This window comes from Erwinia sp. 9145 (assembly GCF_000745075.1).
GTDB classification, from domain to species: Bacteria; Pseudomonadota; Gammaproteobacteria; order Enterobacterales; family Enterobacteriaceae; genus Erwinia; species Erwinia oleae.
In genome coordinates this window covers 3,612,565-3,637,862 of the sequence record NZ_JQNE01000001.1, presented here as the reverse complement: position 1 = coordinate 3,637,862, position 25,298 = coordinate 3,612,565, and the positions used below count along the sequence as shown (strand labels likewise).

21 protein-coding genes are annotated in these 25,298 nt (G+C 55.7%); 18 read left to right on the top strand and 3 right to left on the bottom strand.

The genetic code is table 11. The features are described from left to right. The first annotated feature begins 1 nt into the window (after position 1). Positions 2-1,075, top strand: a complete 1,074-nt coding sequence (locus tag FA91_RS17220) for a sn-glycerol-3-phosphate import ATP-binding protein UgpC (protein WP_034917686.1) — start codon at positions 2-4, stop codon at positions 1,073-1,075. After that, a complete protein-coding gene (gene ugpQ / locus FA91_RS17215; RefSeq protein WP_034917683.1) occupies positions 1,072-1,815 on the top strand; it encodes a glycerophosphodiester phosphodiesterase in 744 nt (247 codons plus the stop codon). Before FA91_RS17220 ends, ugpQ begins: the two co-directional genes overlap by 4 nt. Here ugpQ and FA91_RS17210 read toward each other — a convergent pair whose 3' ends face one another. Next, entirely contained in the window at positions 1,816-2,115 is a 300-nt protein-coding gene (locus FA91_RS17210; RefSeq protein ID WP_034917680.1) for a DUF2756 domain-containing protein, read from the bottom strand. A 189-nt stretch (positions 2,116-2,304) separates the two neighbouring features. On the opposite strand from FA91_RS17210, the gene ggt reads away from it, so the two are divergent. From ggt to gntU, 5 genes are all read left to right on the top strand, one after another. Next, the gene (gene ggt / locus FA91_RS17205) at positions 2,305-4,017 is read left to right on the top strand and encodes a gamma-glutamyltransferase (protein WP_231566780.1); all 1,713 of its coding nucleotides are present in this window, start codon (positions 2,305-2,307) and stop codon (positions 4,015-4,017) included. A 358-nt stretch (positions 4,018-4,375) separates the two neighbouring features. After that, positions 4,376-5,071: a pirin family protein gene (locus FA91_RS17200; protein ID WP_034917675.1), complete on the top strand. Its 696-nt coding sequence runs from the start codon at positions 4,376-4,378 to the stop codon at positions 5,069-5,071. 75 nt (positions 5,072-5,146) lie between these two features. After that, positions 5,147-6,142 (top strand): gluconate operon transcriptional repressor GntR, encoded by a 996-nt coding sequence (gene gntR, locus FA91_RS17195; RefSeq protein ID WP_034917672.1) that lies wholly within the window; start codon positions 5,147-5,149, stop codon positions 6,140-6,142. Positions 6,143-6,326: 184 nt separating this feature from the next. Further along, positions 6,327-6,866, top strand: a complete 540-nt coding sequence (gene gntK, locus FA91_RS17190) for a gluconokinase (RefSeq protein WP_034917669.1) — start codon at positions 6,327-6,329, stop codon at positions 6,864-6,866. Further along, positions 6,866-8,206, top strand: a complete 1,341-nt coding sequence (gntU, locus tag FA91_RS17185; protein ID WP_034917667.1) for a gluconate transporter — start codon at positions 6,866-6,868, stop codon at positions 8,204-8,206. Before gntK ends, gntU begins: the two co-directional genes overlap by 1 nt. 158 nt (positions 8,207-8,364) lie before the next feature. On the opposite strand, the gene FA91_RS17180 is transcribed toward gntU, so the two are convergent. Beyond that, positions 8,365-8,958, bottom strand: a complete 594-nt coding sequence (locus FA91_RS17180; RefSeq protein WP_034917665.1) for a YhgN family NAAT transporter — start codon at positions 8,956-8,958, stop codon at positions 8,365-8,367. A gap of 227 nt (positions 8,959-9,185) precedes the next feature. Between FA91_RS17180 and asd the strand changes: the two genes are divergently transcribed. The 9 genes from asd (at position 9,186) to FA91_RS17130 (ending at position 22,273) form a co-directional block, all read left to right on the top strand. Beyond that, on the top strand, positions 9,186-10,295 hold the full coding sequence (gene asd / locus FA91_RS17175; RefSeq protein ID WP_034917663.1) for an aspartate-semialdehyde dehydrogenase: 1,110 nt from the start codon (positions 9,186-9,188) through the stop codon (positions 10,293-10,295). Between the two features lie 773 nt (positions 10,296-11,068). Beyond that, the gene (gene glgB, locus FA91_RS17165) at positions 11,069-13,255 is read left to right on the top strand and encodes a 1,4-alpha-glucan branching enzyme (RefSeq protein WP_034917659.1); all 2,187 of its coding nucleotides are present in this window, start codon (positions 11,069-11,071) and stop codon (positions 13,253-13,255) included. Next, positions 13,252-15,222, top strand: coding sequence for a glycogen debranching protein GlgX (gene glgX / locus FA91_RS21090; protein ID WP_034917657.1), 1,971 nt, complete (start codon positions 13,252-13,254; stop codon positions 15,220-15,222). The genes glgB and glgX overlap by 4 nt, the downstream gene beginning before the upstream one ends. Positions 15,223-15,234: 12 nt before the next feature. Next, positions 15,235-16,524 carry a glucose-1-phosphate adenylyltransferase gene (gene glgC, locus FA91_RS21085; protein ID WP_034917656.1) on the top strand — a complete coding sequence of 430 codons (1,290 nt, stop codon included), beginning with the start codon at positions 15,235-15,237 and terminating at the stop codon, positions 16,522-16,524. Positions 16,525-16,613: 89 nt separating this feature from the next. Next, the gene (gene glgA / locus FA91_RS17150) at positions 16,614-18,047 is read left to right on the top strand and encodes a glycogen synthase GlgA (RefSeq protein ID WP_034917653.1); all 1,434 of its coding nucleotides are present in this window, start codon (positions 16,614-16,616) and stop codon (positions 18,045-18,047) included. Positions 18,048-18,068: 21 nt separating this feature from the next. Further along, a complete protein-coding gene (glgP, locus tag FA91_RS17145) occupies positions 18,069-20,516 on the top strand; it encodes a glycogen phosphorylase (protein ID WP_034917651.1) in 2,448 nt (815 codons plus the stop codon). A gap of 277 nt (positions 20,517-20,793) precedes the next feature. Continuing rightward, positions 20,794-21,312 carry a hypothetical protein gene (locus FA91_RS17140; RefSeq protein ID WP_034917648.1) on the top strand — a complete coding sequence of 173 codons (519 nt, stop codon included), beginning with the start codon at positions 20,794-20,796 and terminating at the stop codon, positions 21,310-21,312. Next, positions 21,309-21,653 carry a putative T6SS immunity periplasmic lipoprotein gene (locus FA91_RS17135; RefSeq protein ID WP_034917646.1) on the top strand — a complete coding sequence of 115 codons (345 nt, stop codon included), beginning with the start codon at positions 21,309-21,311 and terminating at the stop codon, positions 21,651-21,653. Before FA91_RS17140 ends, FA91_RS17135 begins: the two co-directional genes overlap by 4 nt. A gap of 272 nt (positions 21,654-21,925) precedes the next feature. Then, the gene (locus FA91_RS17130; protein ID WP_034917644.1) at positions 21,926-22,273 is read left to right on the top strand and encodes a putative T6SS immunity periplasmic lipoprotein; all 348 of its coding nucleotides are present in this window, start codon (positions 21,926-21,928) and stop codon (positions 22,271-22,273) included. A 55-nt stretch (positions 22,274-22,328) separates the two neighbouring features. Here the strand turns inward: FA91_RS17130 and glpD are convergent, their stop codons facing one another. Further along, the gene (gene glpD / locus FA91_RS17125; RefSeq protein WP_034917641.1) at positions 22,329-23,837 is read right to left on the bottom strand and encodes a glycerol-3-phosphate dehydrogenase; all 1,509 of its coding nucleotides are present in this window, start codon (positions 23,835-23,837) and stop codon (positions 22,329-22,331) included. A gap of 229 nt (positions 23,838-24,066) precedes the next feature. Between glpD and glpE the strand changes: the two genes are divergently transcribed. Beyond that, positions 24,067-24,393 (top strand): thiosulfate sulfurtransferase GlpE, encoded by a 327-nt coding sequence (gene glpE, locus FA91_RS17120; protein ID WP_034917639.1) that lies wholly within the window; start codon positions 24,067-24,069, stop codon positions 24,391-24,393. Positions 24,394-24,451: 58 nt separating this feature from the next. Then, on the top strand, positions 24,452-25,273 hold the full coding sequence (gene glpG / locus FA91_RS17115) for a rhomboid family intramembrane serine protease GlpG (protein ID WP_034919473.1): 822 nt from the start codon (positions 24,452-24,454) through the stop codon (positions 25,271-25,273). The last annotated feature ends 25 nt before the right edge of the window (positions 25,274-25,298 follow it).

Here is a 25,298-nt window from a genome sequence, read left to right as displayed (position 1 = left end):
TATGGCGGGCGTAACGCTTCAGGCAGTCACGAAATCCTACGACGGCAAGCAGACTATTATTCAGCCGTTTGACGTCACCCTCCGCGACGGGGAGTTTATGGTGATGGTGGGGCCGTCCGGCTGCGGCAAATCCACGCTGCTGCGCATGGTCGCCGGGCTGGAGCAGGTGACCAGCGGCGATATCTATATCGATAACCAGCGCGTGACCGAGCTGGAACCGAAAGATCGCGGCATTGCGATGGTGTTTCAGAATTATGCGCTCTATCCGCACATGAACGTTGAACAAAATATGGCCTGGGGACTGAAGATCCGTGGCATGGGTAAAGCGCACGTTCGAAAACGGGTGCTGGAGACGGCGCGCAGCCTTGAACTTGAGGCGTTGCTGCATCGTTTTCCGCGCGAGCTGTCCGGCGGCCAGCGCCAGCGCGTGGCGATGGGACGCGCCATCGTCCGTGAGCCTGCCGTGTTCCTGTTTGATGAGCCGCTGTCGAACCTTGACGCACGGCTGCGCGTGCAGATGCGGCTGGAGCTTCAACAACTGCATCGTCGCCTGAACACTACCAGTCTGTACGTCACGCACGATCAGGTGGAAGCGATGACGCTGGCGCAGCGGGTGATGGTGATGAATAAAGGCGTGCTGGAACAATTGGGTACGCCGGTTGAGATTTACGAGCGCCCGGCAACGCGCTTTGTGGCGGGATTTATCGGTTCGCCGTCGATGAACCTGCTGCAAGGCCGGATGAACGAGGCGGGGACGCATCTGCTGCTGACGGATAATTTTTCGCTTTTGCTGCCGGAAGCGAAGCCGCGCCTGGCAGGACGTGAATTGACGTTGGGTATCCGACCGGAGCATATTAGCCTCTCCACACAAGCCGCAGGCGGCGTGCCGCTGGTGGTGGAGACGCTGGAAATGCTCGGCGCCGACAATCTGGCGCATGGCCGCTGGGGCAGCGAGCCGCTGGTGGTGCGCCTGCCGCACGTTAATCGCCCCGCCATTGGCTCAACGCTGTGGTTACACCTTGCGGCCGACGCGCTGCATTTCTTCGATACACAACACGGACAACGGCTCGAATGACGAATAAAGCCTGGCCTTACCCACGCATCGTCGCGCATCGCGGCGGCGGCAAGTTAGCGCCTGAAAACACCTTAGCGGCTATTGATACAGGCGCTAAATTTGGCCATAAAATGATTGAGTTTGATGCGAAACTCTCGAAAGATGGCGAGATATTCCTGCTGCATGACGATACGTTAAACAGAACCAGCAACGGCCGCGGCGTGGCCGGGGAACTGCCGTGGCAAGCGCTCCGGCAGTTCGACGCGGGCGGCTGGTTTGGTAAGGCCTTTATTGATGAGCGCCTGCCGCTGCTTGCCGACGTGGCGGAACGCTGCGCACGCTGGCAGATGATGGCGAATATTGAAATCAAGCCAACCCACGGTCTGGACGCGGAAACGGGACGCCTTGTGGCGCTGGCGGCCTGCGATCTGTGGCAGGCGCAAACGCCGCCGCTGCTCTCATCTTTTTCCGTTGAGGCGCTGGCGGCGGCAAAAGACGCTGCGCCGTCGCTTCCACGCGGGTTGTTGATGCATGAGTGGCAAAAAGAGTGGCCGCAGCGGGTGCGGGAACTGGCCTGCGTTTCCGTACACGTCAATCACAAGGTGTTGACCGAAGCGCGCGTGGCGCAGCTTAAGGCAGAGGGGTTACGTATTCTGGCTTACACGGTAAACCGTCCGGAGCGGGCCAGAAAGCTGCTGGCCTGGGGCGTCGATGCAATCTGTACCGACCGCATCGACATAATGGGCCCGGATTTTAGCTGATTACGGCTGATTGTTGTTCTGCTGCACGGGCGGCGTGGTGTTGCTGCCCGGCTGAGACTTCAGCACGCGTTGCGGGGCGCTGTCGCGCTGCTCCTGCGCCTTACGCTGGATATCCTGTGTCTGCTGCTGCTGATCCTGTTGCAGCTTGCGTTTCTGCTGAGTCTGTTGTGTTTGCATTTGCGACTGCATCCGCTGGGTGCTCGGATTGTAGCCGGGGCGGTTCGGATCGTTAGTGCTGTTAAGCGTATTTGCCATGCTGCCCAGCGGCGCCAGCGCAGCAAAAATAATTAACCATTTCATTTTCTACCCTCCATTTTGCTTGATTCAAGTATAAGCCAGGCGCGGTTTCTGGCCCCAGGAGTGTGCTGAATTTGCGTAACATCTCGCCTTTTTAGAATTTCTTCGCCACTCCACGGGCCGTTCGTGTTACACATTCGTAAACAAACCTGACGAGAGGTAACAATGAGAAAATACGGTACGGCGGGGAGAATGACAGCGCTGATGACGGTGGCGCTGTTTTTTTGGCAGAGCGCGGTGGCTGCGCCGGCGGTCTCCTATGGCGTTGAGGCGGACACATTCCATCCGGTTAAAGAGCAACACGGCATGGTCGCCTCGGTTGACGGGCTGGCGACGCAGGTCGGCGTCGATATTCTTAAGCAGGGCGGCAACGCGGTGGATGCCGCCGTTGCGGTAGGATACGCGCTGGCGGTCACGCATCCGCAGGCCGGAAACCTGGGCGGCGGGGGTTTTATGCTGCTGCGTACCGCATCCGGCCGCACGACTGCGATCGATTTCCGCGAAATGGCGCCGTCGCGTGCCAGCCGCGACATGTTCCTTGACGCGCAGGGCAACGCCGACAGCAAAAAATCGCTGACCTCTCATCTGGCGTCCGGCGTACCGGGCACCGTGGCAGGCTTTGCGTTGGCTAACAAAGAGTACGGCACCCTGCCGCTCAGTCGCCTGATCCAGCCTGCAATCAACCTCGCCCGTAAAGGTTTCGTGGTGAACCAGGCGCTGGCAGACGATCTGAACGTCTATGGCAAAGAGGTGCTGGTGCAGCATCCGAACAGCAAAGCCATTTTCTACAAACAGGACGGCGCGTCCTATGCACGCGGCGAAACGCTGGTGCAGCGTAACCTGGCGCACAGCCTGGAACTGATTGCGAAGCAGGGGCCGGACGCGTTTTACAAAGGGGAGATTGCCAGTCAGATTGCGGCTGAAATGGCATCGCACGGCGGGCTGATTAGCAAAGAGGATTTAGCTCACTATCGCGCGGTTGAACGCCAGCCGGTCAGCGGTACCTACCGCGGTTATGAAGTCTTCTCGATGCCGCCGCCCTCATCTGGCGGTATCCATATCGTGCAAATTCTTAATATTCTGGAGAATTTTGACCTGGCGAAAATGGGCTTCGGCAGCGCAGATGCGATTCAGACGATGGCTGAGGCGGAAAAATACGCCTACGCCGACCGTTCCGAATATCTTGGCGATCCTGATTTTGTGAAGGTGCCCTGGCAGGCATTGACCAGCAAAGCCTATGCGAAATCGCTGGCGCAGCAGATTGACCTGGCGAAAGCGCGCCCCTCCTCAGAGATCAAACCGGGCAAGCTGGCGCCGTATGAAAGCAACCAGACCACGCACTTTTCCGTGGTGGATAAACAGGGCAACGCGGTTGCCGTCACCTATACGCTGAACACCAACTTTGGCAGCGGCATCGTGGCGGGCGACAGCGGCATTCTGATGAATAATCAGATGGATGACTTCTCTGCCAAACCGGGTACGCCAAACGTGTACGGCCTGGTTGGCGGCGAGGCGAACGCGGTAGAGGCCGCGAAACGCCCACTGTCATCAATGTCGCCCACCATCGTCGCGAAAGACGGTAAAACCTGGCTGGTTACCGGCAGTCCGGGCGGCAGCCGTATTATCACTACCGTGCTGCAAATGGTGGTTAACAGCATCGATTTTGGGATGAACGTCGCCGAAGCTACCAATGCACCGCGTTTTCATCATCAGTGGCTGCCGGACGAACTGCGCGTTGAGAAGGGTTTTAGTCCCGACACGCTGAAACTGCTTCAGGCGAAAGGGCAGCATGTGAAAGTGCAGCCGGCGATGGGCAGCACGCAGAGCATTATGATTGGGCCTGACGGCGCGCTCTATGGCGCATCGGATCCGCGTACGGTTGAGGATATGACCGCCGGATACTGAGTAAAAGGTTCGCCTCTTATCAACACGTTAACCGCCTTTGGAGACGGGGAGTTTCACGTAATCCATTGTAAGATAAGGGGCTTTGCCTGAAAAAAGTTTTAATAAAGACTTTACAGGCGAGAATGATAATGATTATTATTGTCATGCGATTTCGTCACGGGCTTCACGGACCTGTCGGAAAAGCACGACATTGCTCACATTGCTTCCAGTAATACTTTAGCCAGCTCGGGTGCTGGCTTTTTTTTTGCCTTCACGTTCACTTTCTGTCGAATATTTTGAACGGAGGAAACAGTTTTCTCCGCTATCTTCCTTGGCTTCTCAGGTTCAGACTCTCTGAAAACATTGAGGAGAATTGAATATGATTTACCAGCGAAAAGCACACGAACGCGGCCATGCCAGGCATGGCTGGCTTGACAGTTACCATACCTTTTCTTTTGCAGATTACTACGATGCCAATTTTATGGGGTTTTCAGCGCTGCGCGTCATCAACGAAGACGTTATTGACGGCGGCCAGGGCTTTGGCATGCATCCGCACAAAGACATGGAGATCCTGACCTATGTACTTTCCGGCACCGTTGAACATCAGGACAGCATGGGTAATCAGGAACAGATCCTGGCAGGTGAATTTCAGATCATGAGCGCGGGCACCGGCGTGCGTCATTCGGAATACAACGCCAGCAAAGACGTGCCGCTCCATCTCTATCAGATCTGGATTATTCCTGATAAAACCGGTCTTGAACCGCGTTACGCGCAGCGCCGCTTTGATGACGTGCATGGGCGGCAGTGGGTGCTCTCGCCGGACGAGCGCGAGGGCTCGCTGAAGGTTTTTCAGGATATGACGCTCTCCCGTTGGGCGTTCATGGCGGGTGAAAGCGAAGCCGTTGAGGTGGCGGCCAACCGCCGTATCTGGATTCAGGTAGTAAAAGGCGAGGTAATGGTCAACGGCGAGCAGGCTTCCACCAGCGATGCATTTGCCATTTGGGACGAACCTCATCTGCACATCAGCGCCGACAGCGCGGCGGAAATTCTGCTGTTCGATCTGCCTCCTGTCTGATCCCTGCGATTTGGGTGCGGCAAGCCGCGCCCTTTTTGTTACACTCTCTTTATCTCTCCCTCACCTGACATGACGATGAAGAAGAAAAGACCGGTATTACAGGACGTTGCCGATCGCGTGGGCATCACAAAAATGACCGTCAGCCGCTATCTGCGCAACCCCGATCAGGTTTCCGCCGCGCTACGAAGCCGCATCGCCGAGGCGCTGGACGCGCTGGGCTACATTCCTAATCGCGCGCCCGATATTCTTTCCAATTCCACCAGTCGGGCGATTGGCGTGCTGCTGCCATCGCTGACCAACCAGGTGTTTGCCGACGTACTGCGCGGTATCGAAACGGTCACCGACGCGGCGGGCTATCAGACCATGCTCGGTCATTTCGGTTACAGCGCAGAAAAAGAAGAGTTGCAGATGCGCTCGCTGCTGGGCTGGAACATTGACGGACTGATCCTCACCGAGCGCACCCACACGCCGGGCAGCCTGAAAATGCTTGAAACCGCCGGGATCCCGGTGCTGGAGATGATGGACAGCGTATCGCCCTGTCTGGATATGGCGGTCGGCTTCGATAACGTTGAGGCTGCCCGGCAGATGACGCAGGCCATTTTGAAACGCGGCCATCACCATACCGTCTACCTCGGCGCGCGCCTTGATGAGCGTACGCTACTTAAGCAGCAGGGTTACGAACGGGCAATGCGCGAAGCGGGGCGAACGCCGCACAGCGTAATGATTGAGGATGCCTCGTCATTCTCCCTCGGCGGACAACTGTTAAAAGAGGCGCAAAAACGCTATCCGCAAACCGACAGCCTGTTCTGCACCAATGATGACCTGGCGGTGGGCGCGATATTCGAATGTCAGCGACAGGGGCTTCGCGTGCCGCAAGATATGGCTATCGCGGGCTTTCACGGTCACGATATCACCCAGGTGATGACGCCGCCGCTGGCGACGGTGATCACGCCGCGCGAGCAGATGGGGCGTGAGTCCGCCACGCTTTTGCTGGCGCGCATCCGCGGGGAACAGGTGCCCGATCGGCCCGTAGACGTGGGGTTTGCCATTTCCGAAGGCGGCAGCATCTGAGGCTATCCGGCATCATTTTGACGAAATGTGCCTGCCTGGTCTGAAATTGCCATTTTTTTGAAGCGCTTCACAGATACCACCTTTTTCTTGCACAGGTGTTGCCTTGCATGGCACGCATCCAGACAATGTTACCGATAACAAATCGCGTTGACGCCTCTTCTCAACCTTTTGCGGAGCAGAAAATATGAACACCTCCCCGTCGTCCCACCACGTTTTTGTGCTGATGGGCGTTTCAGGAAGCGGCAAATCCGCCGTTGCCAGCGCTGTGGCCTGGCAGCTTAAAGCCGCTTTTCTCGATGGGGATTTTCTCCATCCTCGCGCCAATATTGAGAAAATGGCTGCCGGCCATCCGTTGAACGATGACGATCGCCAGCCGTGGCTTGAGTCCATTAATGATGCCGCCTTCGCCATGCAGCGCACCAATGCGGTGTCGCTGATCGTCTGCTCTGCGTTGAAAAAGCGCTATCGCGATATTCTGCGTAAAGGCAATGAGAACCTCTCTTTCATCTACATGAAAGGTGATTTCGATACTATCGAAGCACGCCTGCGCGCGCGCAAAGGCCATTTCTTTAAGCCGCAGATGCTGGTTACCCAGTTTGAAACGCTGGAAGCGCCGGGCGACGATGAGCCGAACGTGCTGGTAGTCGATATTGCACAAACGCTGGACGAGGTTGTGGCCGAAACGATTGCCACCATCGACCATGTGGTCAATCCGGGGGCGTAATGGCAACGGCAACGCTGGTTTTAACGGCGGCGGGTTCCGTTCTGCTGCTGCTTTTTCTGGTCATGAAAGCACGTATGCACGCTTTTCTTGCCCTGATGTTGGTGTCGGTCGGCGCCGGCGTTTTTTCCGGCATGCCGCTGGATAAAATTGCCGATACCATGCAAAAAGGTATGGGCGGCACGCTGGGCTTTTTAGCCATTGTGGTGGCGCTTGGCGCGATGTTCGGCAAGATTTTGCATGAGACCGGCGCGGTCGATCAAATAGCCATTAAAATGCTGAAAACCTTTGGCGAACACCGTGCGCACTATGCCATGGGCATCGCCGGACTGATCTGCGCGCTGCCGCTCTTTTTTGAAGTGGCGATCGTGCTGTTGATCAGCATCGCCTTTGCCGTCGCGCGTCGAACCAATGACAATCTGGTGAAGCTGGTAATCCCGCTGTTTGCCGGTGTCGCTGCGTCTGCCGCTTTTTTGATGCCCGGCCCGGCGCCAATGCTGCTGGCCTCGCAGATGCACGTTGATTTCGGCTGGATGATCCTGCTTGGCCTGTGCGCGGCGCTGCCGGGTATGCTGATCGCCGGGCCGCTGTTCGGCAGTTTTATCAGCCGCCGGGTGACCTTTACGTTGCCTGAAGATACGCACCATCCTGAATTTGAAGAGAGCACGCTGCCGTCGTTTGGCTTCAGCCTGTCGCTGATTCTGTTTCCGCTGGTGTTGGTGGGTTTAAAAACCATCGGCGCGCGTTTCGCCCCGCAGGGCAGCACGCTTTATCAGTGGCTGGAGTTTGTCGGTCATCCGTTTATCGCCATTTTAGTGGCCTGCCTGGTGGCGATTTACGGGCTGGCGTATCGGCAGGGAATGGATAAAGAGCGGGTGATGGCGATCTGCGGCAGCGCGCTGCAACCAGCGGGCATCATTTTACTGGTGATCGGCGCCGGTGGCGTATTTAAGCAGGTGCTGGTGGATTCCGGCGTTGGCCCGGCGTTGGGCAATGCCCTGACCAGCGCGGGACTGCCGGTGGCGCTCGCCTGCTTTATTCTTGCGGCGGCGGTGCGGATTATTCAGGGATCGGCGACGGTCGCCTGTCTGACTGCCGTTGGACTGATCATGCCCGTTATCGAGCCGCTGCACTATTCAGGCGCGCAGATGGCGGCGCTGTCGATCTGCATCGCGGGCGGTTCTATCGTGGTCAGCCACGTTAACGACGCGGGTTTCTGGCTGTTTGGCCGATTCACCGGCGCCACGGAAGGGCAAACGTTGAAAACCTGGACGATAATGGAAACGCTGCTTGGCACCAGCGGCGCGCTGGTCGGGATGATCGCGTTTACGCTGCTGTCGTAATCCTGTCGCGCACGGGCGAACGGCGTCGTTGAGGGGCAGCCTGCCGGGACATCGTAAATCCGTCCCGGCTCTTCTGAGGCCAACGGCTTTAACAAGCAACGGCAGGGAGAGGCTGTTCGCAGACGCTGGCCGTCGAGCGCAGGGATGCGCGATGAACCTTAAATCTTCAGATAAGCGCGAATGCCGTCAAGAAACATCTGCGTGGCTAACATAATCAGGATCAGTCCCATCAGCCGCTCCAGCGCATTCACCCCTTTCTCTCCCAGCAGCCGCAAAAACAGCCCGGAAAGCAGCAGGATAATCACCGTGGCGCCCCATGCAATCAGCAGCGCGCCAACCAGATGAGACATCTGGTCGGGATACTGATGCGACAGCAGCATTAGCGTCGCCAGCAACGACGGCCCGGCAACCAGCGGGATCGCCAGCGGAACCAGGAAGGGTTCTTCACCGGCGGACAGCCCGCTGCTGCTGCTTTCCTGGGAGGGGAAAATCATTTTTATCGCAATTAAAAACAGAATGATGCCGCCCGAAATCGACACCGTTTCCGTACGCAAATTAAGAAAGGCGAGAATTTTTTCTCCGGCAAAGAGAAACAGCAGCATGATCACCAGGGCAATCAACATTTCGCGGATAAGCACCATCCGACGACGTTTTGGCTCCAGATGCTTTAAAACCGACATAAAAATCGGCAAATTGCCCAGCGGATCCATTATCAGCAACAATAATACTGTTGCCGAAATCATTTCAGTCATTGTAATTATTCTCTTAATTATCAGGTTTGCATCAGATTATAAGCAGCGCTGCTAAAAAAACGCTGTTAATCGATTTAATTCACTTGCCACTTCTGCTGCATTTTGTAAGGTAAATGCAGATCGTTTTCTTATTCTATTTACTCTAACAGGTCAGATGCGACTGACGCAGCCCGTTTTCAGGCACGATGCCGGAAAAAACTGCGCGTATCGTCTGAAGCAGGTACAACATGAAATCAGTGGGTTTGGTCGGCTGGCGCGGTATGGTGGGTTCCGTGCTGATGCAGCGTATGAGCGAAGAGCGTGATTTCGACGTCATTCGCCCGGTATTTTTCTCAACGTCTCAGCACGGTCAGGCCGCGCCGGAATTCGGCGGTACGGCGGCGGGCGTGCTTCAGGATGCTTACAATATTGACGCCCTGAAGGCGCTGGACATCATTATCACCTGTCAGGGCGGTGACTATACCACCGAAGTCTATCCAAAACTGCGCGCTTCTGGCTGGCAGGGTTACTGGATTGATGCCGCCTCAACGCTGCGTATGCAGGACGATGCCATTATCATCCTCGATCCGGTTAACCATCACGTTATCCGTCAGGGCCTGGAAAAGGGCATCAAAACCTTTGCGGGCGGCAACTGCACCGTCAGCCTGATGCTGATGTCGCTCGGCGGGCTGTTCGCCAGCAACCTGGTTGAGTGGGCCTCAGTGGCCACTTATCAGGCGGCTTCCGGCGGCGGCGCGCGCCACATGCGCGAACTGCTGAGCCAGATGGGCATGTTGCACGATGGCGTGGCGACCGATCTACAAAACCCGGCGTCGGCCATTCTGGATATTGAACGTAAGGTCACTGAGATGAGCCGCAGCGGCGTGCTGCCGACGGACAACTTCGGTGTGCCGCTGGCGGGCAGCCTGATCCCGTGGATCGATAAACAGCTGGAGAACGGCCAGAGCCGCGAAGAATGGAAAGGGCAGGCGGAAACCAACAAAATTCTGCAACCGGCCGCGACCATCCCCGTTGACGGTCTGTGCGTGCGCGTTGGCGCGCTGCGTTGCCACAGCCAGGCCTTTACGCTGAAACTGAAAAAAGACGTGCCGCTGCATGATATTGAACAAATGCTGGCGGCGCATAACGCGTGGGTCAACGTGGTGCCTAACGATCGCGAAGTGACCATGCGTGAACTCACCCCCGCCGCCGTGACCGGTACGCTGAAAACGCCCGTTGGCCGCCTGCGTAAGCTGAATATGGGGCCGGAGTATCTCTCCGCCTTTACCGTCGGCGACCAGCTTCTCTGGGGCGCGGCCGAACCGCTGCGTCGTATGCTGCGCCTGCTGGTGGATTAATTTGCGGCATGTCCGGTCGCCGGGTGCGCGAGGCGGTGACCGGCGCCGAGAGCGGTTTCGGAGTGGGGCAGGCCATTGCCTTTCTCATGGCCGTCCGCGGCGTTGACGGAGGCGTAGGCGCTGATGCCTGTGCCGCCGATACCGACGCCCAGGCTTCTACCTCGTCTGCTGTTGCGGCGGTTGCTTCAGCCCGATGTACCTGTTTCCAGCTGGTTTTTTCCCCGCCGCGGCTGTCGAACCGCTAATAATAACAACCAGCCAGAGGTAGTTGTTATGGCTGAGGTGTCTCATAAGTCAGGGACGCATGGCAAGAATGGCGTTCCGGACTTTATTGAGCACGGTTTCAATTCGCGCGGATTCATTATTTTTTCCATTTTTTTGATATAACGCTGGCGCTAATAAACGTCCTTTTCACCGCCTGATAATCCTGCCACCCGATGCACTAACGCAACGCCGCGCAGCCGCCACGCTTCGCGCTTTTACGCTGGTCCGCTTTTACCGCGCCAATCCTGCTCTGAAAGTTTGATCTGCAAGGCATATTTTTCATTTTTCGACGCTGCTTTTTTCATAGCCCGGCTATGCTTAAAACTATCGCGTAATTAAAAATCGACCAGAGCACTGGTCTGAACGCGCTTTAAACATTTACTGCATGTTGTCGCGCGCTGCGGCGGTTTTAACAGAGGATGCTCGTCTTCCCCGACAGCGTGTTTTTGGCTCAATGAAGAGCAGCACATCCCACCGGATCGTCTGCCAAACATCACGGGAAGAAAGACATGTCCGAGCTTACGGATCACTCGCTTATTAATGCTTTATTTTCCGGTCACTACTCTGACCCGTTCGCCCTGTTGGGCATGCACCAGACCAGCAAAGGGCTGGAGGTGCGCGCATTGCTGCCGGATGCGACCGAGGTCTGGGTCATTGAAACCAACACCGGCCGCAAGTGCGCCCGACTTGAATGTATTGACTCGCGCGGCTTCTTCCAGAGCGTTATTCCCCGCCGCAAAAATCCTTTCCGTTACCAGCTTGCGGTCACCTGGCACGGTCAGCAGAACCTGATTGATGACGCTTACCGTTTTGGCCCACTGTTGGCGGAAATGGACAGCTGGCTGCTGGCGGAAGGCACGCACCTGCGTCCTTATGAAACCATGGGCGCCCATGCGGACGTCATTGATGGCGTCATCGGTACGCGTTTTTCAGTCTGGGCACCCAACGCTCGCCGCGTATCGGTGGTCGGGGATTTTAACTTCTGGGACGGACGCCGCCATCCGATGCGCTTCCGCCGTGAAATCGGCGTCTGGGAACTGTTTGTGCCCGGCGCGCTCCAGGGACATCTCTATAAATTCGAAATTATCGACACGCACGGCGAGCTGCGGCTGAAGGCCGATCCGTATGCCTATGAAGCGCAGATGCGCCCGGAGAGCGCCTCGATGATCTGCGGATTGCCGCCAAAAGTCAGCATGCCGGAAGCGCGCCAGCGCGCCAACGATTTTGATGCGCCGATCTCTATTTACGAAGTGCATTTAGGATCGTGGCGCCGCCATACGGACAATAATTTCTGGCTGAGCTACAAAGAGCTGGCTGAGCAGCTGGTGCCCTACGCCAAAGAGATGGGTTTTACCCACCTGGAACTGATGCCGATCAACGAGCATCCTTTTGACGGCAGCTGGGGCTACCAGCCAACCGGCATGTATGCGCCAACACGCCGCTTCGGCACGCGTGATGAGTTCCGGCTGTTTATTGATGCGGCGCACGAAGCCGGACTGAACGTGCTGCTGGACTGGGTGCCGGGCCACTTTCCTTCCGATGACTTCGCGCTGGCGAAATTCGACGGCACCGAGCTGTATGAGCACGGCGACCCGCGCGAAGGCTACCATCAGGACTGGAACACGCTGATTTATAACTTTGGCCGCCGCGAAGTGAGCAACTTCCTGGCGGGCAACGCGCTTTACTGGCTTGAGCGTTTTGGCATTGACGGGCTGCGCGTCGACGCCGTCGCCTCAATGATCTATCGCGACTACAGCCGTGCCGAAGGGGAATGGGTGCCGAACCATCTGGGCGGCCGCGAAAATCTGGAGGCGATCGCCTTTCTGCGCTACACCAACCGCGTACTGGGCCAGGCAGCGCCCGGTTCGGTGACCGTGGCGGAAGAGTCTACCGACTTTCCTGGCGTGTCGCGTCCGCCGGAAACGGGCGGTCTGGGATTCTGGTACAAATGGAACCTGGGCTGGATGCACGACACGCTGGATTATATGTCGCTGGATCCGGTGTACCGCAAGCATCACCACAACAACCTGACCTTCGGTATGATCTACAACAGCACCGAAAATTTTGTGCTGCCGCTCTCTCATGATGAGGTGGTACACGGCAAGAAATCGATTCTCGACAGAATGCCGGGCGACGCGTGGCAGAAATTCGCCAATCTGCGCGCCTACTACGGTTGGATGTTTGGTTTTCCCGGCAAAAAGCTGTTGTTTATGGGGAACGAATTCGCGCAGGGCAGAGAGTGGAATCACGATACCAGCCTTGACTGGCATCTGCTGGAAGGCGACGACAACTGGCACAACGGCGTTCAGCGCCTGGTGAAAGATCTTAATCACACCTATCGCGCACATACGCCGCTGCATCAGCTTGATTTCGACGCCATGGGCTTTGAGTGGCTGGTGGTGGACGATTTCGAAAACTCGGTGCTGATCTTTGCCCGCCGCGACCGCGAGGGCAACGAGGTGATCGTCGCCAGCAACTTCACGCCGGTGACGCGGCATGACTACCGTTTTGGTGTTACCGAACCCGGTAGCTGGCACGAAGTGCTTAATACCGATTCAGGCCACTATCACGGCAGCAATACGGGCAATCAGGGCAGCGTTCACAGCGAGCCGCAGCCAAGCCACAATCGGGAGCATTCGCTCAGCATTACGCTGCCGCCGCTTGCCACGCTCTGGCTGGTGAAGGAGGCGCGATGAGCCCACTGCTTGCCGGTAAACCGACGCCTGCGGGCGCCGTTTACGACGGCAAAGGCGTCAACTTTGCACTTTTTTCGCGGCACGCAGAGCGGGTGGAACTGTGCCTGTTCGATAAAAGCGGCAAAGAGACGCGGTGGGCTTTGCCTGCGCGCACCGGCGATGTCTGGCATGGTTACCTGTCAGAGGGCGAACCGGGGCAGCGCTATGGCTATCGCGTTCACGGCCCCTGGCAGCCGGAAAACGGGCATCGTTTTAATGCGAACAAATTATTAATCGATCCCTGCGCGCTGGCGGTCGAGGGGACGGTCAGCGACGACGCGCGTTTTCTCGGCGGCGAACGGGAAAGAGAGACGCAGGATAACGCCGCGATTGCGCCAAAAAGCGTGGTGGTGTCCGGGGATTTCGACTGGGAAAACGACAGGCCTCCGCGCGTGCCGTGGGGATCAACCGTGCTGTACGAAGCACATGTGCGCGGCCTGACGCTGACGCACCCCGATCTGCCGCCAGAAATCCGCGGCACCTATGCGGCGCTGGGTCATCCGGTGATGATCGCGCACTTCACGCGGCTCGGTATCACCAGCCTTGAACTGCTGCCGGTGGCCTGCTTCGCCGACGAACCGCGTTTATTGCAAATGGGGCTCAGCAACTATTGGGGCTACAACCCGATGGCGCTGTGGGCGCTTGATGAACGTTATGCGGCGGGCGACTGCGCCAGAAATGAATTCCGCCAGGCGGTCAAGGCGCTGCATCAGGCAGGCATCGAAGTGATCCTCGATGTGGTATTCAACCACACGGCGGAGCTGGAGGAGATTGGTCCGACGCTGTCGCTGCGCGGCGTGGACAACAAAAGCTACTACTGGCTGGACGACCACGGCGGCTACCAAAACTGGACCGGCTGCGGCAACACGCTGAACGTCAGCCAGATGTCGGCGTGGACGCTGGACTGCCTGCGCTACTGGGTGGAGGCGTACCACGTTGACGGTTTCCGCTTTGATCTGGCTCCCGTGCTGGGACGCACGCCCGATTTCCGGCGCGACGCGGCGTTCTTCACCGCACTGGCGGCCGATCCGCTGCTCTCAACGTGCAAGATGATCGCCGAACCGTGGGATATCGGCCCCAATGGCTACCAGATGGGCAATTTCCCTGGCCCCTTTGCGGAATGGAATGACCGCTTTCGTGACGTGATGCGTCGTTTCTGGCTGCACGGCGACGTTGCTAACGGCGAGTTCGCGCGGCGGTTCGCGGCCTCGGCTGAGGATTTCAGTGACGCGGGGCGGCTGCCGTCCGCCAGCGTTAATCTGCTTACCGCCCACGACGGCTTTACGCTGCGCGATCTGCTCAGCTTCAACGATAAGCACAATGACGCTAATGGTGAACACAACCGTGACGGCCACGGCAGCAACTTCAGCCACAACCACGGCGTGGAAGGGCTGGAGGCGCCGGAAAGCGTGTTGGTCAGGCGTCGGGACAGCGCCAGGGCGCTGTTGGCAACATTGCTGCTGTCGCAGGGCACGCCAATGCTGCTGGCGGGCGACGAGCTTGGCAACACGCAGCACGGCAACAACAACGCCTACTGTCAGGACAACGCGCTCTCGTGGATTGACTGGCAGGCCATTGACCATGACCTGTTTGATTTTACCGCCGCGTTGATTCATCTGCGGCGGCGCATTCCTGCGCTTCAGTGCGACAGCTGGTGGCAGCCGGATGATAACAACGTTAAGTGGCTGGATCAGTATGCTCAGCCACTCAATGCCGACGGCTGGCAGCACAGCGCGCATCGCTTACAAATTCACCTGTCGCACGACTGGATTTTTACCCTTAACGCCACCGAAGAAGTGTGCGATTTCTTGTTACCTCAAGGGGAATGGTGCGCCATTCCTCCCTTCGCCGGGGATGATAACCCGACTTCAACAACTGTCTGGCATGCGCCGCCTCATGGTGTATGTGCGTTCCATAAACAATCATAACAGGAGTCAGACATGGTTAAATTAGATAAGAACGATCCCCTGATGCTGGCAAGACAATTGCCATCACAAACTGTAGCCCTGATCCTGGCGGGCGGTCGCGGTACGCGCCTGAGAGACCTGACCGCCAAACGCGCCAAACCTGCCGTACACTTTGGCGGTAAATTTCGCATCATCGATTTTGCGCTCTCCAACTGCCTCAACTCCGGCATTCGACGCATCGCGGTGATCACCCAGTATCAATCGCACACGCTGGTGCAGCACATTCAGCGCGGCTGGTCGTTCCTGACGGAAGAGATGAATGAGTTTGTCGATCTGCTGCCTGCACAGCAGCGCCTGTCAACGGAGCACTGGTACCGCGGCACCGCCGATGCCGTCACCCAGAACCTCGATATCATTCGCCGCTACGATGCGCAGTACGTGGTGGTGCTGGCGGGCGATCACATCTACAAGATGGACTATTCGCGGATGCTGCTTGATCACGTGGAAAACGCTGCGAAATGCACCATCGCCTGCCTGCCCGTGCCTCTGGAAGAGGCCAGCGCGTTTGGCGTGATGGCGGTGGGCGATAATAACCGCGTGAGCGCGTTCCTGGAAAAACCTGCCGATCCGCCGCACATGCCGGGCGATGAAAAACAGGCGCTTGCCAGCATGGGCATCTATGCTTTCAATGCGGATTACCTTTACCAACTGCTGGAAGAGGATCTGCAAAACCCGAACTCTAATCACGACTTCGGCAAGGATATTTTGCCGAAGGTGGTGGAGGCAGGCGAGGCGCTGGCGCACTCCTTCAGCGACTCCTGCGTGCAGAGCGACGACACCGCGCCACCTTACTGGCGCGATGTCGGGACGCTGGAAGCCTACTGGAAGGCGAACCTCGATTTGGCTTCGGTCACGCCGGAGCTGGATATGTACGACCAGGACTGGCCGATCCGCACGCATACCGAACCGCTGCCGCCGGCAAAATTTGTTCAGGACCGATCCGGCAGTCACGGCATGACCATGAACTCGCTGGTATCGGGCGGCTGCATTATTTCCGGCTCGGTGGTAGTGAATTCCGTGCTGTTTTCCCGCGTGCGGGTTAACTCATTCTGCAATATTGAATCATCCGTTCTTTCACCGGACGTCGTGGTAGGGCGCTCCTGTCGCCTGCGCCGCTGCGTTATCGATCGCGCCTGTATTTTACCCGAAGGCACGGTGATTGGTGAAAATCCGGATGACGACGCGCGTCGCTTTTACCGTTCCGAGGAGGGAATTGTGCTTGTTACGCGAGCAATGCTGGCGAAGCTGGGCTGGCAGGACTAGATATTAATAATAACGCGCAGTTTGGCAAAGAAAGGCACAAGCATAATCGATGCGGGGGATCGCGTCAGGATACGGTGAAGGAGCCGATGATGCAGGTTTTACATGTCTGTTCAGAAATTTTCCCGCTGCTTAAAACCGGCGGGCTTGCTGATGTTGTAGGAGCATTACCGGCCGCGCAGATCGCTGAAGGCACTGATACGCGCGTGCTGGTTCCGGGCTTCCCGGATATCAAGAAAGGCATCGCCAATACGAAAGTGGTGGCGAAGCTGAATACCTTTGCGGGCGATGTTGAGCTGCTCTTTGGTATGTTTGACGGGGTGGGGATCTACATTATCGATGCGCCGGATCTCTATGATCGGCCCGGCAGCCCCTACCACGATGAGTCGCAGTATGCCTATGTGGACAACTATCTGCGCTTTGCGCTGTTGGGTTGGATGGGCTGCGAAATGGGCTGCGGTCTGGACACCTGGTGGCGGCCGGACGTGGTGCATGCGCACGACTGGCATGCCGGGCTGGCCTGTGCCTATCTGGCGGCGCGAGGTCGACCGGCTAAATCAGTGTTTACCGTGCACAACCTTGCCTATCAGGGTCTGTTCGCCGCGAAGCATCTGGATGAGATCCAACTGCCGCCGTCATTCTTTGACATGCACGGTCTGGAGTTCTTCGGTCAGATTTCCTATCTGAAGGCGGGACTGTTTTTTGCCGATCACATCACGGCGGTAAGCCCCACTTACGCGCGTGAGATCACACTGGCGGAGTTTGGTTACGGCATGGAAGATCTCCTGCGCCAGCGGCACATGGAAGGCAGACTGACCGGCATTCTGAACGGCGTCGATCCGAATATCTGGGATCCGGCGCAGGATCTGCTGCTGACGGCGCGCTACAACCGCGACGTGCTGGATGCCAAACAGGAGAACAAACGCCAGCTGCAAATCACCATGGGCCTGAAGATTGACGACAAGGTGCCGATATTTGCTGTGGTCAGCCGTCTGACCAAACAGAAAGGGCTGGATCTGGTGCTGGAGGCGCTGCCGGGCCTTCTGGAGCAGGGCGGTCAACTGGTGCTGTTAGGCGCGGGCGATGCCGTGCTGCAACAGGGATTCCTCGCCGCAGCGGCGGAATACCCCGGGCAGGTTGGCGTACAGATTGGTTATCACGAGGCGTTCTCACACCGCATTATGGGCGGCGCCGACGTGATTATGGTGCCAAGCCGCTTCGAACCCTGCGGTCTGACGCAGCTTTATGGTCTGAAATACGGCACGCTGCCGCTGGTGCGTCGCACCGGCGGGCTGGCCGATACGGTGTTTGACAGCTCCCTGGAGAATCTGGCTGACGGTGTCGCCAGTGGTTTTGCCTTTGAAGACAGTAACGCCTGGTCATTACTGCGCGCAATACGACGTGCATTCGTTCTCTGGTCACGTCCTTCGCTGTGGCGCTATGTTCAGCGTCAGGCAATGGCGATGGATTTTAGCTGGCAGGTAGCCGCCGTGGCCTATCGCGATCTCTATCAACGGCTGTTGTAAACAGGAATTGGGAAAACTGACATGAACGCACCTTTTACCTATACCGCTCCCACGCTCAGCGTGGATGCGTTGAAGCATTCCATTGCTTACAAGCTGATGTTTACGATTGGCAAAGATCCGTCGATTGCCAACAAACACGAATGGCTCAATGCCACTCTGCTGGCGGTGCGCGATCGGATGGTGGAGCGCTGGCTGCGTTCAAATCGGGCTCAGCTTTCCCAGGACGTGCGGCAGGTTTACTACCTGTCGATGGAGTTTCTGGTTGGCCGTACATTATCAAACGCGCTGCTGGCGATGGGCATGTACGAAGACGCACAGGCCGCGCTGGAAGAGATGGGCTTCAATCTGGACGATCTGATTGAAGAAGAGAACGATCCCGGTCTCGGCAACGGTGGTCTTGGTCGGTTGGCGGCCTGCTTTCTGGATTCGCTGGCGACGCTCGGCCTGCCGGGGCGCGGCTACGGCATTCGTTACGACTATGGCATGTTCAAGCAAAACATCGTCGATGGCCGGCAGATGGAGTCCCCGGACTACTGGCTGGAATACGGCAACCCGTGGGAATTTCAGCGTTTTAACACGCGCCACAAGGTACGTTTCGGCGGTCGTATTCAGATGGAAGGCAGCCACGCGCGCTGGCTGGAAACGGAAGAAGTGCTGGCGATGGCTTACGATCAAATCATTCCTGGTTTTGATACGGACGCCACCAACACGCTCAGGCTGTGGGGCGCGCAGGCAAGTAATGAGATCAATTTAGGTAAATTCAACCAGGGCGACTATTTTGCGGCGGTTGAGGACAAAAACCACTCTGAGAACGTCTCCCGCGTGCTCTACCCGGACGACTCCACTTACTCAGGTCGCGAACTGCGCCTGCGTCAGGAGTATTTTCTCGTCTCCGCCACGGTGCAGGACATTTTGCATCGCCACTGGACGATGCATCAGACCTTCGACAACCTCGCCGACAAAATTGCCATTCACCTGAACGATACGCATCCGGTACTGGCGATCCCTGAATTAATGCGTCTGCTGATTGATGAAAACAAATTCACGTGGGATGACGCGTTTGACGTCGCCTGTCAGGTCTTCTCCTATACCAATCACACGCTGATGCAGGAAGCGCTGGAAACCTGGCCGGTGGATATGATCGGCAAAATTCTGCCGCGCCATCTGCAAATTATTTTTGATATTAATGATTATTTCCTGAAAACCATTCTGGATTACTACCCGGAAGATAAGGAACTGCTGTCGCGCATCTCGATTATTGATGAAAAAGATGGCCGACGCGTGCGCATGGCGTGGCTGGCGGTAGTGGTCAGTCATAAGGTCAACGGCGTGTCCGAACTGCACTCAAACCTGATGGTGCAGTCGCTGTTTGCGGATTTCGCCGCCCTGTTTCCGGGCCGCTTCTGCAATAAAACCAACGGCGTCACGCCGCGCCGCTGGCTGGCGCTGGCTAATCCGCCGCTTTCTGACGTGCTGGACGACACCATCGGCCGCAACTGGCGTACCGAACTGAGTCAGCTGGACGAGCTGAAGCAGCATATTGACTATCCGAGCTTCCTGACCCGCATCAGCGACGCCAAGTTACGCAACAAAAAGCGTCTGGCGGAATATGTCGCGCAGAAGCTGGATATTGTTATCGATCCGCACGCGCTGTTTGACGTGCAGATTAAGCGTATTCACGAATACAAACGCCAGTTGATGAACGTGCTGCACGTGATCACCCGTTACAACCGCATTAAGGCTAACCCGGACGCCAACTGGGTGCCGCGCGTGAACATTTTCGCCGGTAAGGCCGCCTCGGCTTACTATACTGCCAAGCATATTATCAACCTGATCAACGACGTAGCGCAGGTGATCAATAACGATCCGCAGGTGAAGAACAAGCTGAAAGTGGTGTTTATTCCTAACTACAGCGTAAGCCTGGCGCAGATCATTATTCCCGCCGCCGATCTCTCCGAACAGATTTCCCTGGCCGGAACCGAAGCCTCCGGCACCAGCAACATGAAGTTCGCCCTCAACGGCGCGCTGACCATCGGCACGCTGGACGGCGCCAACGTTGAAATGCTCGAACACGTAGGCGAAGAGAATATCTTTATTTTCGGTAACACCACGCCGCAGGTGGAAGCGCTGCGCAGTAATGGTTACAACGCGCGCCAGTTCTACGAGCAGGATGCTGAACTGCATCAGGCGCTGACGCAATTGGCCACCGGCGTCTTCAGCCCGCAGGAGCCAGGACGTTACCAGAATATTTTTGATTCGCTGGTTAACCTGGGTGACCACTACCAGCTTCTGGCCGACTATCGTAGCTATGTGGATACGCAGGATAAGGTAGACGAAGTCTATCGCCATCCGGAAGAGTGGACGCGTAAGGCGCTACTGAATATTTCCGGAATGGGCTACTTCTCTTCGGATCGGACTATTCAGGAATATGCCGATGAGATTTGGGGAATAACGCCAATTCGGTTGTAGGCTACTGTCGGTAATACATCCTGTAATCCGCCTGTTTGCCTGGCGGATTACAGGGAAACGTTATGTAATCACGCTATTTCTCTTCTGATAAAAACACTCCCTCGATTTTCAGCGTAAACAGCGTTATTAATTAACGTAATATGACGCACTATTACCACTTCCTGCTGAATTTAGCTGATTAATGAAATGTGATGCTTGTCGTTTTTTTAAACCGGCGAAATTGCTATTTATAGCAGCCTCCACGGCAATGAGGCTGGTTTACGGATTAAGGACAAGGATGCTTGAACGTAACGGATTACGACTTTTGACACCGGGCGAGAAATTATTAGCGAACGAACTTTTCTTCAACTCTGTCAGCTATTATCAGGTTTGGGTGCATCACGGCAGTTTTCTTCCTTTTGATATGCAGGGAAATCATACGGCGATGACGCCGCTCGGCGAAATATGGTTTGAGAGTCATGTTTACCAGGACGACTTTTTTATGGCAACCGTTGATTTTCAACATCTCTTTTTGCATGAAATGATGCACGTCTGGCAATATCAGCATGGCATGAACGTAATGATGCGCGGCCTTTTTTCATGGGCAGCGGACTATACCTATGATTTTGATAAGAAAAGGCTCTCTGATTACTCAATGGAGCAGCAGGCGAGTATTGTTGCTGACTATTGGCTATTAAAAAATCATGATGCGACATACTACAGCTATTTGATAAAATATAGAAATTATCGTGAGGAAAAAAACGCTGCGTTGCTGCAATCAAAGTATCAGGAAATAATGAAAGGATTTCCGTTATGAAGAAATTTTTTTTGCTTTTTACCTCAGTATTTTTTCTGTCAGGATGTTGGTTTCAAGACTCATTGGTTTTTAAGAATCCCGGATATGTATATGTTTACGGCAGGTTTGTTTGTATCAAGTCCTCTTCAGGCGATAGCCTCAATTACTTCATGATAAGCTCGCCTGAAAACAGGCACATGAAGCCGGTCAGATTTGGTGATAATCTGAACAGAAAATATCCCGATACCTGCATCCCGGTCGTTTTAACACCCGGTGTTGAATACACCATGCTCTATATTTTGAATGGCGTTAAATATCGCGTGGTTTTCGATAGCAACGGCACAATAAACAGAAGCCCGTAAATTCTGAAGGCATAAAAAAGGGCGGAAATGACCGCCCTTATGTCATCGACAGCCGTTAAGAGGCAAGTGACAGTGTCCCTGTAATTTTGATAAGAACAGGCTTTCTGATTACTTAATGGAACAGCAGGCGAGTATTGTTGCTGATTATTGCTATTCAATCGTTATGAAAAGACAAAGTTTATTGAGTTAAATAACGAAAAGAAATACTCCCGCGATGAAAAATCATCAGCTCTTGCGTCAAAATATAAGATGATTTTGAGAGGCTTTCCAGAATGAAAAAATCACTTTTTCTTTTTATGATGATGATGTTGCTGTCAGGTTGCGGTTTACAAGATTATCCGGTATTCAGGTATCAGGGGGAGGTCTTTGTACCTGATGACAATCTGGTGTGCATAAAGTCCGCTTCGAACGATATGCTTACTTTCTATACGATCAGTTCTACTGAGGATGATCACAAGACCGATCTGGCTGTTGGGAGAGATATCAAAAAGCAATATCCTGATACATGCATCAGGCTGGTTTTAACACCCGGCGTTGAATACACCATGCTCTATATTTTGAATGGCGTTAAATATCGCGTGGTTTTCGATAGCAACGGCACAATAAACAGAAGCCCGTAAATTCTGAAGGCATAAAAAAGGGCGGAAATGTCCGCCCTTTTGTCATCGACAGCCGTTAAGAGGCAAGTGACAGTGCCGGTTTTTTTGCATGCTGCGCAAGCCATTCGGCCACGCGGGCACGCTGCTCATCATTTAAGTGGATACCCATTTTCGTTCGACGCCACAATGCATCGTCCTCGGCACGCACCCACTCGTTTTCGACCAGATAACGCAGCTCCGCCTCATAGAAGTGATGACCGAACAGCTCGCCAAGATCGTCCAGGCGGGTTGCATCCTTCAGGATCAGTTCACTACGGCTGCCGTAGGTGCGCGCGTAGTGCCTGGCCTGTGCTTCGCTGATAAATGCGTAGCGACGGCGCAGGCTGGCGGCATAGTCTTCCCGCGTGCCGGCGATGTCGCCGCCGGGCAGCACGCAGCTTTTCGTCCAGGCCGGGCCGATGTTGCTGTAATACTTCGACAGCTTCTCCATTGCGTGTTCGGCCAGCTTACGGTAAGTGGTCAGCTTGCCGCCGAATACTGAAAGCAGCGGCGCCTGGCCGTTGTCATCGCGCACGTCGAGCGTATAGTCGCGGGTGATGGCCTGCGGTGAATCCGATTCGTCGTCACACAGCGGACGCACGCCTGAGTAGGACCAGACGATGTCTTCGCGGCTCAGCGTTTTCTTAAAGTGCGCGTTGAAGACGTTGAGCAGGTAGTCCGTCTCGTTCTCATCAATATGAACGTTTTTCGGATCGCCTTTATATTCGACGTCGGTGGTGCCCACAATCGAGAACTCATCCATCCACGGGATCACAAAGACGATGCGGTGGTCTTCGTTTTGCAGAATATAGGCCTGCTTTTCAGTGTGAACGCGCGGCACCACAATATGACTGCCTTTGATCAGGCGGATGCCGTAAGGCGATTTCAACTTGAGACCGTCATCGAACAGCTGTTTCACCCACGGACCGGCGGCGTTCACCAGGCCTTTTGCCTGCCAGGTGTGGATCTTACCGCTGTCGATATCTTCTGCTTCGACCGTCCACAGACCATTTTCACGCCACGCGCGGGTCACTTTGGTGCGCGTGCGCACTTCGCCGCCGTGTTTTTCCACTTCCTGCGCGTTGAGCACGACCAGGCGAGCATCGTCCACCCAGCAGTCGGAATATTCGAAACCGCGCACAATTTCAGGTTTAAGTACCGAATCTGAGCCAAAACGCACGCCTTGACTGCCTGGCAAACTGGTACGTTTGCCCAGATGATCGTACATAAACAGGCCTATGCGGATCATCCATGCCGGGCGCAGATGTGGGCGGTGCGGCAGACGGAAACGCATCGGGAAAGCGATATGCGGCGCCATTTTCAGCAGCACTTCGCGTTCGGCCAGTGCTTCGCTCACCAGACGGAATTCGTAATGTTCGAGGTAGCGCAGGCCGCCATGAATCAGTTTTGAACTGGCAGAAGAGGTAGCGCAGGCCAAGTCTTGCGCTTCCAGCATCAGTACTGACAGGCCGCGTCCGGCAGCATCTGCCGCAATCCCGGCGCCGTTAATGCCACCGCCGATTACGATCAAGTCTTTGGTTTCCACGTTATCCCCTCCGATGTTCGGAATAGTTCTTTAATGTTCGTTTTCGAACATAATAATAATCGGAAACCAACATTGATGCCAGCGTTAACGGAATAAAAACATTTATGCGTGATGTAGGTAACATAATTGTACAAAGAAAAGACGATTAACCCTCCAGGTTAATGGGTTATTGTGCGTGGCGTTCACGCTACAATGATGTTTATTTGTCACTCTTTGACGAGACTTCACCATGGAAAAATTCGACTGTATCAGCGTACAGCGCGCGCAAGCGCTGCTGGCTGACCACCGCGCCAGTCTGGTCGACGTGCGCGATCCGCAAAGCTATGCGACGGCGCATGCCAGCGGCGCCTTTCACCTCAGTAACCATTCCCTCAACGCGTTTATTGAGCAGGCCGATCTGACCGCGCCGCTGCTGGTAATGTGTTATCACGGCAACAGCAGTAAAAATGTGGCGCAATATCTTCTGGGGCAGGGCTTTACTGAAGTCTATAGCATTGACGGCGGCTTTGAGGCCTGGCAACGCGCTTTTCCGCAACAAACGGAAGCACTGGCGTAGCCGATAAGTAAGAGATATTCTGCTTTTTATTGTGAAACAGGGACTTCCGCTGGCGATGATGCGCATTACTGAATTTTCCAACCCTCGTATGGCGCAGGCCTTCGTGGACTATATGGCAACGCGTGGCATCCAGCTGCGTATTGAACATGAAGAGCGCTACACCCTCTGGCTTGATGATGATTCGAAAGTGAATCTGGTTGAAAACGAACTTAGCCAGTTCATTCGTGAACCGGAACACCCACGCTATCTGGAAGCCAGCTGGCACGCCGGAACCACCAACAGCGGCCTTCAGTATCAGAGCACCTCGCTGATGGACAATATTCGCCAGCGTGCCGGGCCGTTGACGCTGAGCGTGATGGTTATCTGTATCGCCGTATTCGTGCTGATGCAGACGCTGGGCAACGAAACCGTTATGGGCTGGCTTGCCTGGCCGGATGAGGGCCAGCGGCTTGAGCTGTGGCGCTGGTTTACCCATGCGCTGCTGCACTTCTCCCTGCTGCACATCGCGTTTAACCTGATGTGGTGGTGGTACCTTGGCGGCGCGGTTGAAAAACGGCTCGGTGCCGGTAAGCTTTTCGTGATTTTAATTATATCCGCGCTGCTGAGCGGCTGGATGCAGGCGAAGTTCAGCGGCGTAATGTTTGGTGGGCTGTCGGGCGCGGTTTATGCGCTGATGGGCTATACGTGGCTCCGGGGCGAGCGCGATCCTGAAAGTGGGATCTGGCTGGAGCGCGGTCTGATGGCCTTCGCGGTGTTATGGCTGGTCGTCGGTTATATGGGCTGGTTTGGTCTCTCAATCGCTAATGCTGCCCATGTCACCGGCCTGCTGGTCGGGCTGGCGATGGCCTTTGTCGATACCCGAAACAAAAAACAGGCTTGAGTAAAGGCACGGGTGAATTAACAGG

Coding starts and splice junctions, on each gene's coding strand:
- FA91_RS17220 (WP_034917686.1), top strand. CDS start 2: ATGGCGGGCGTAACGCTTCAGGCAGTCACGAAATCCTACGACGGCAAG.
- ugpQ (WP_034917683.1), top strand. CDS start 1,072: ATGACGAATAAAGCCTGGCCTTACCCACGCATCGTCGCGCATCGCGGC.
- FA91_RS17210 (WP_034917680.1), bottom strand. CDS start 2,115: ATGAAATGGTTAATTATTTTTGCTGCGCTGGCGCCGCTGGGCAGCATG.
- ggt (WP_231566780.1), top strand. CDS start 2,305: ATGACAGCGCTGATGACGGTGGCGCTGTTTTTTTGGCAGAGCGCGGTG.
- FA91_RS17200 (WP_034917675.1), top strand. CDS start 4,376: ATGATTTACCAGCGAAAAGCACACGAACGCGGCCATGCCAGGCATGGC.
- gntR (WP_034917672.1), top strand. CDS start 5,147: ATGAAGAAGAAAAGACCGGTATTACAGGACGTTGCCGATCGCGTGGGC.
- gntK (WP_034917669.1), top strand. CDS start 6,327: ATGAACACCTCCCCGTCGTCCCACCACGTTTTTGTGCTGATGGGCGTT.
- gntU (WP_034917667.1), top strand. CDS start 6,866: ATGGCAACGGCAACGCTGGTTTTAACGGCGGCGGGTTCCGTTCTGCTG.
- FA91_RS17180 (WP_034917665.1), bottom strand. CDS start 8,958: ATGACTGAAATGATTTCGGCAACAGTATTATTGTTGCTGATAATGGAT.
- asd (WP_034917663.1), top strand. CDS start 9,186: ATGAAATCAGTGGGTTTGGTCGGCTGGCGCGGTATGGTGGGTTCCGTG.
- glgB (WP_034917659.1), top strand. CDS start 11,069: ATGTCCGAGCTTACGGATCACTCGCTTATTAATGCTTTATTTTCCGGT.
- glgX (WP_034917657.1), top strand. CDS start 13,252: ATGAGCCCACTGCTTGCCGGTAAACCGACGCCTGCGGGCGCCGTTTAC.
- glgC (WP_034917656.1), top strand. CDS start 15,235: ATGGTTAAATTAGATAAGAACGATCCCCTGATGCTGGCAAGACAATTG.
- glgA (WP_034917653.1), top strand. CDS start 16,614: ATGCAGGTTTTACATGTCTGTTCAGAAATTTTCCCGCTGCTTAAAACC.
- glgP (WP_034917651.1), top strand. CDS start 18,069: ATGAACGCACCTTTTACCTATACCGCTCCCACGCTCAGCGTGGATGCG.
- FA91_RS17140 (WP_034917648.1), top strand. CDS start 20,794: ATGCTTGAACGTAACGGATTACGACTTTTGACACCGGGCGAGAAATTA.
- FA91_RS17135 (WP_034917646.1), top strand. CDS start 21,309: ATGAAGAAATTTTTTTTGCTTTTTACCTCAGTATTTTTTCTGTCAGGA.
- FA91_RS17130 (WP_034917644.1), top strand. CDS start 21,926: ATGAAAAAATCACTTTTTCTTTTTATGATGATGATGTTGCTGTCAGGT.
- glpE (WP_034917639.1), top strand. CDS start 24,067: ATGGAAAAATTCGACTGTATCAGCGTACAGCGCGCGCAAGCGCTGCTG.
- glpG (WP_034919473.1), top strand. CDS start 24,452: ATGCGCATTACTGAATTTTCCAACCCTCGTATGGCGCAGGCCTTCGTG.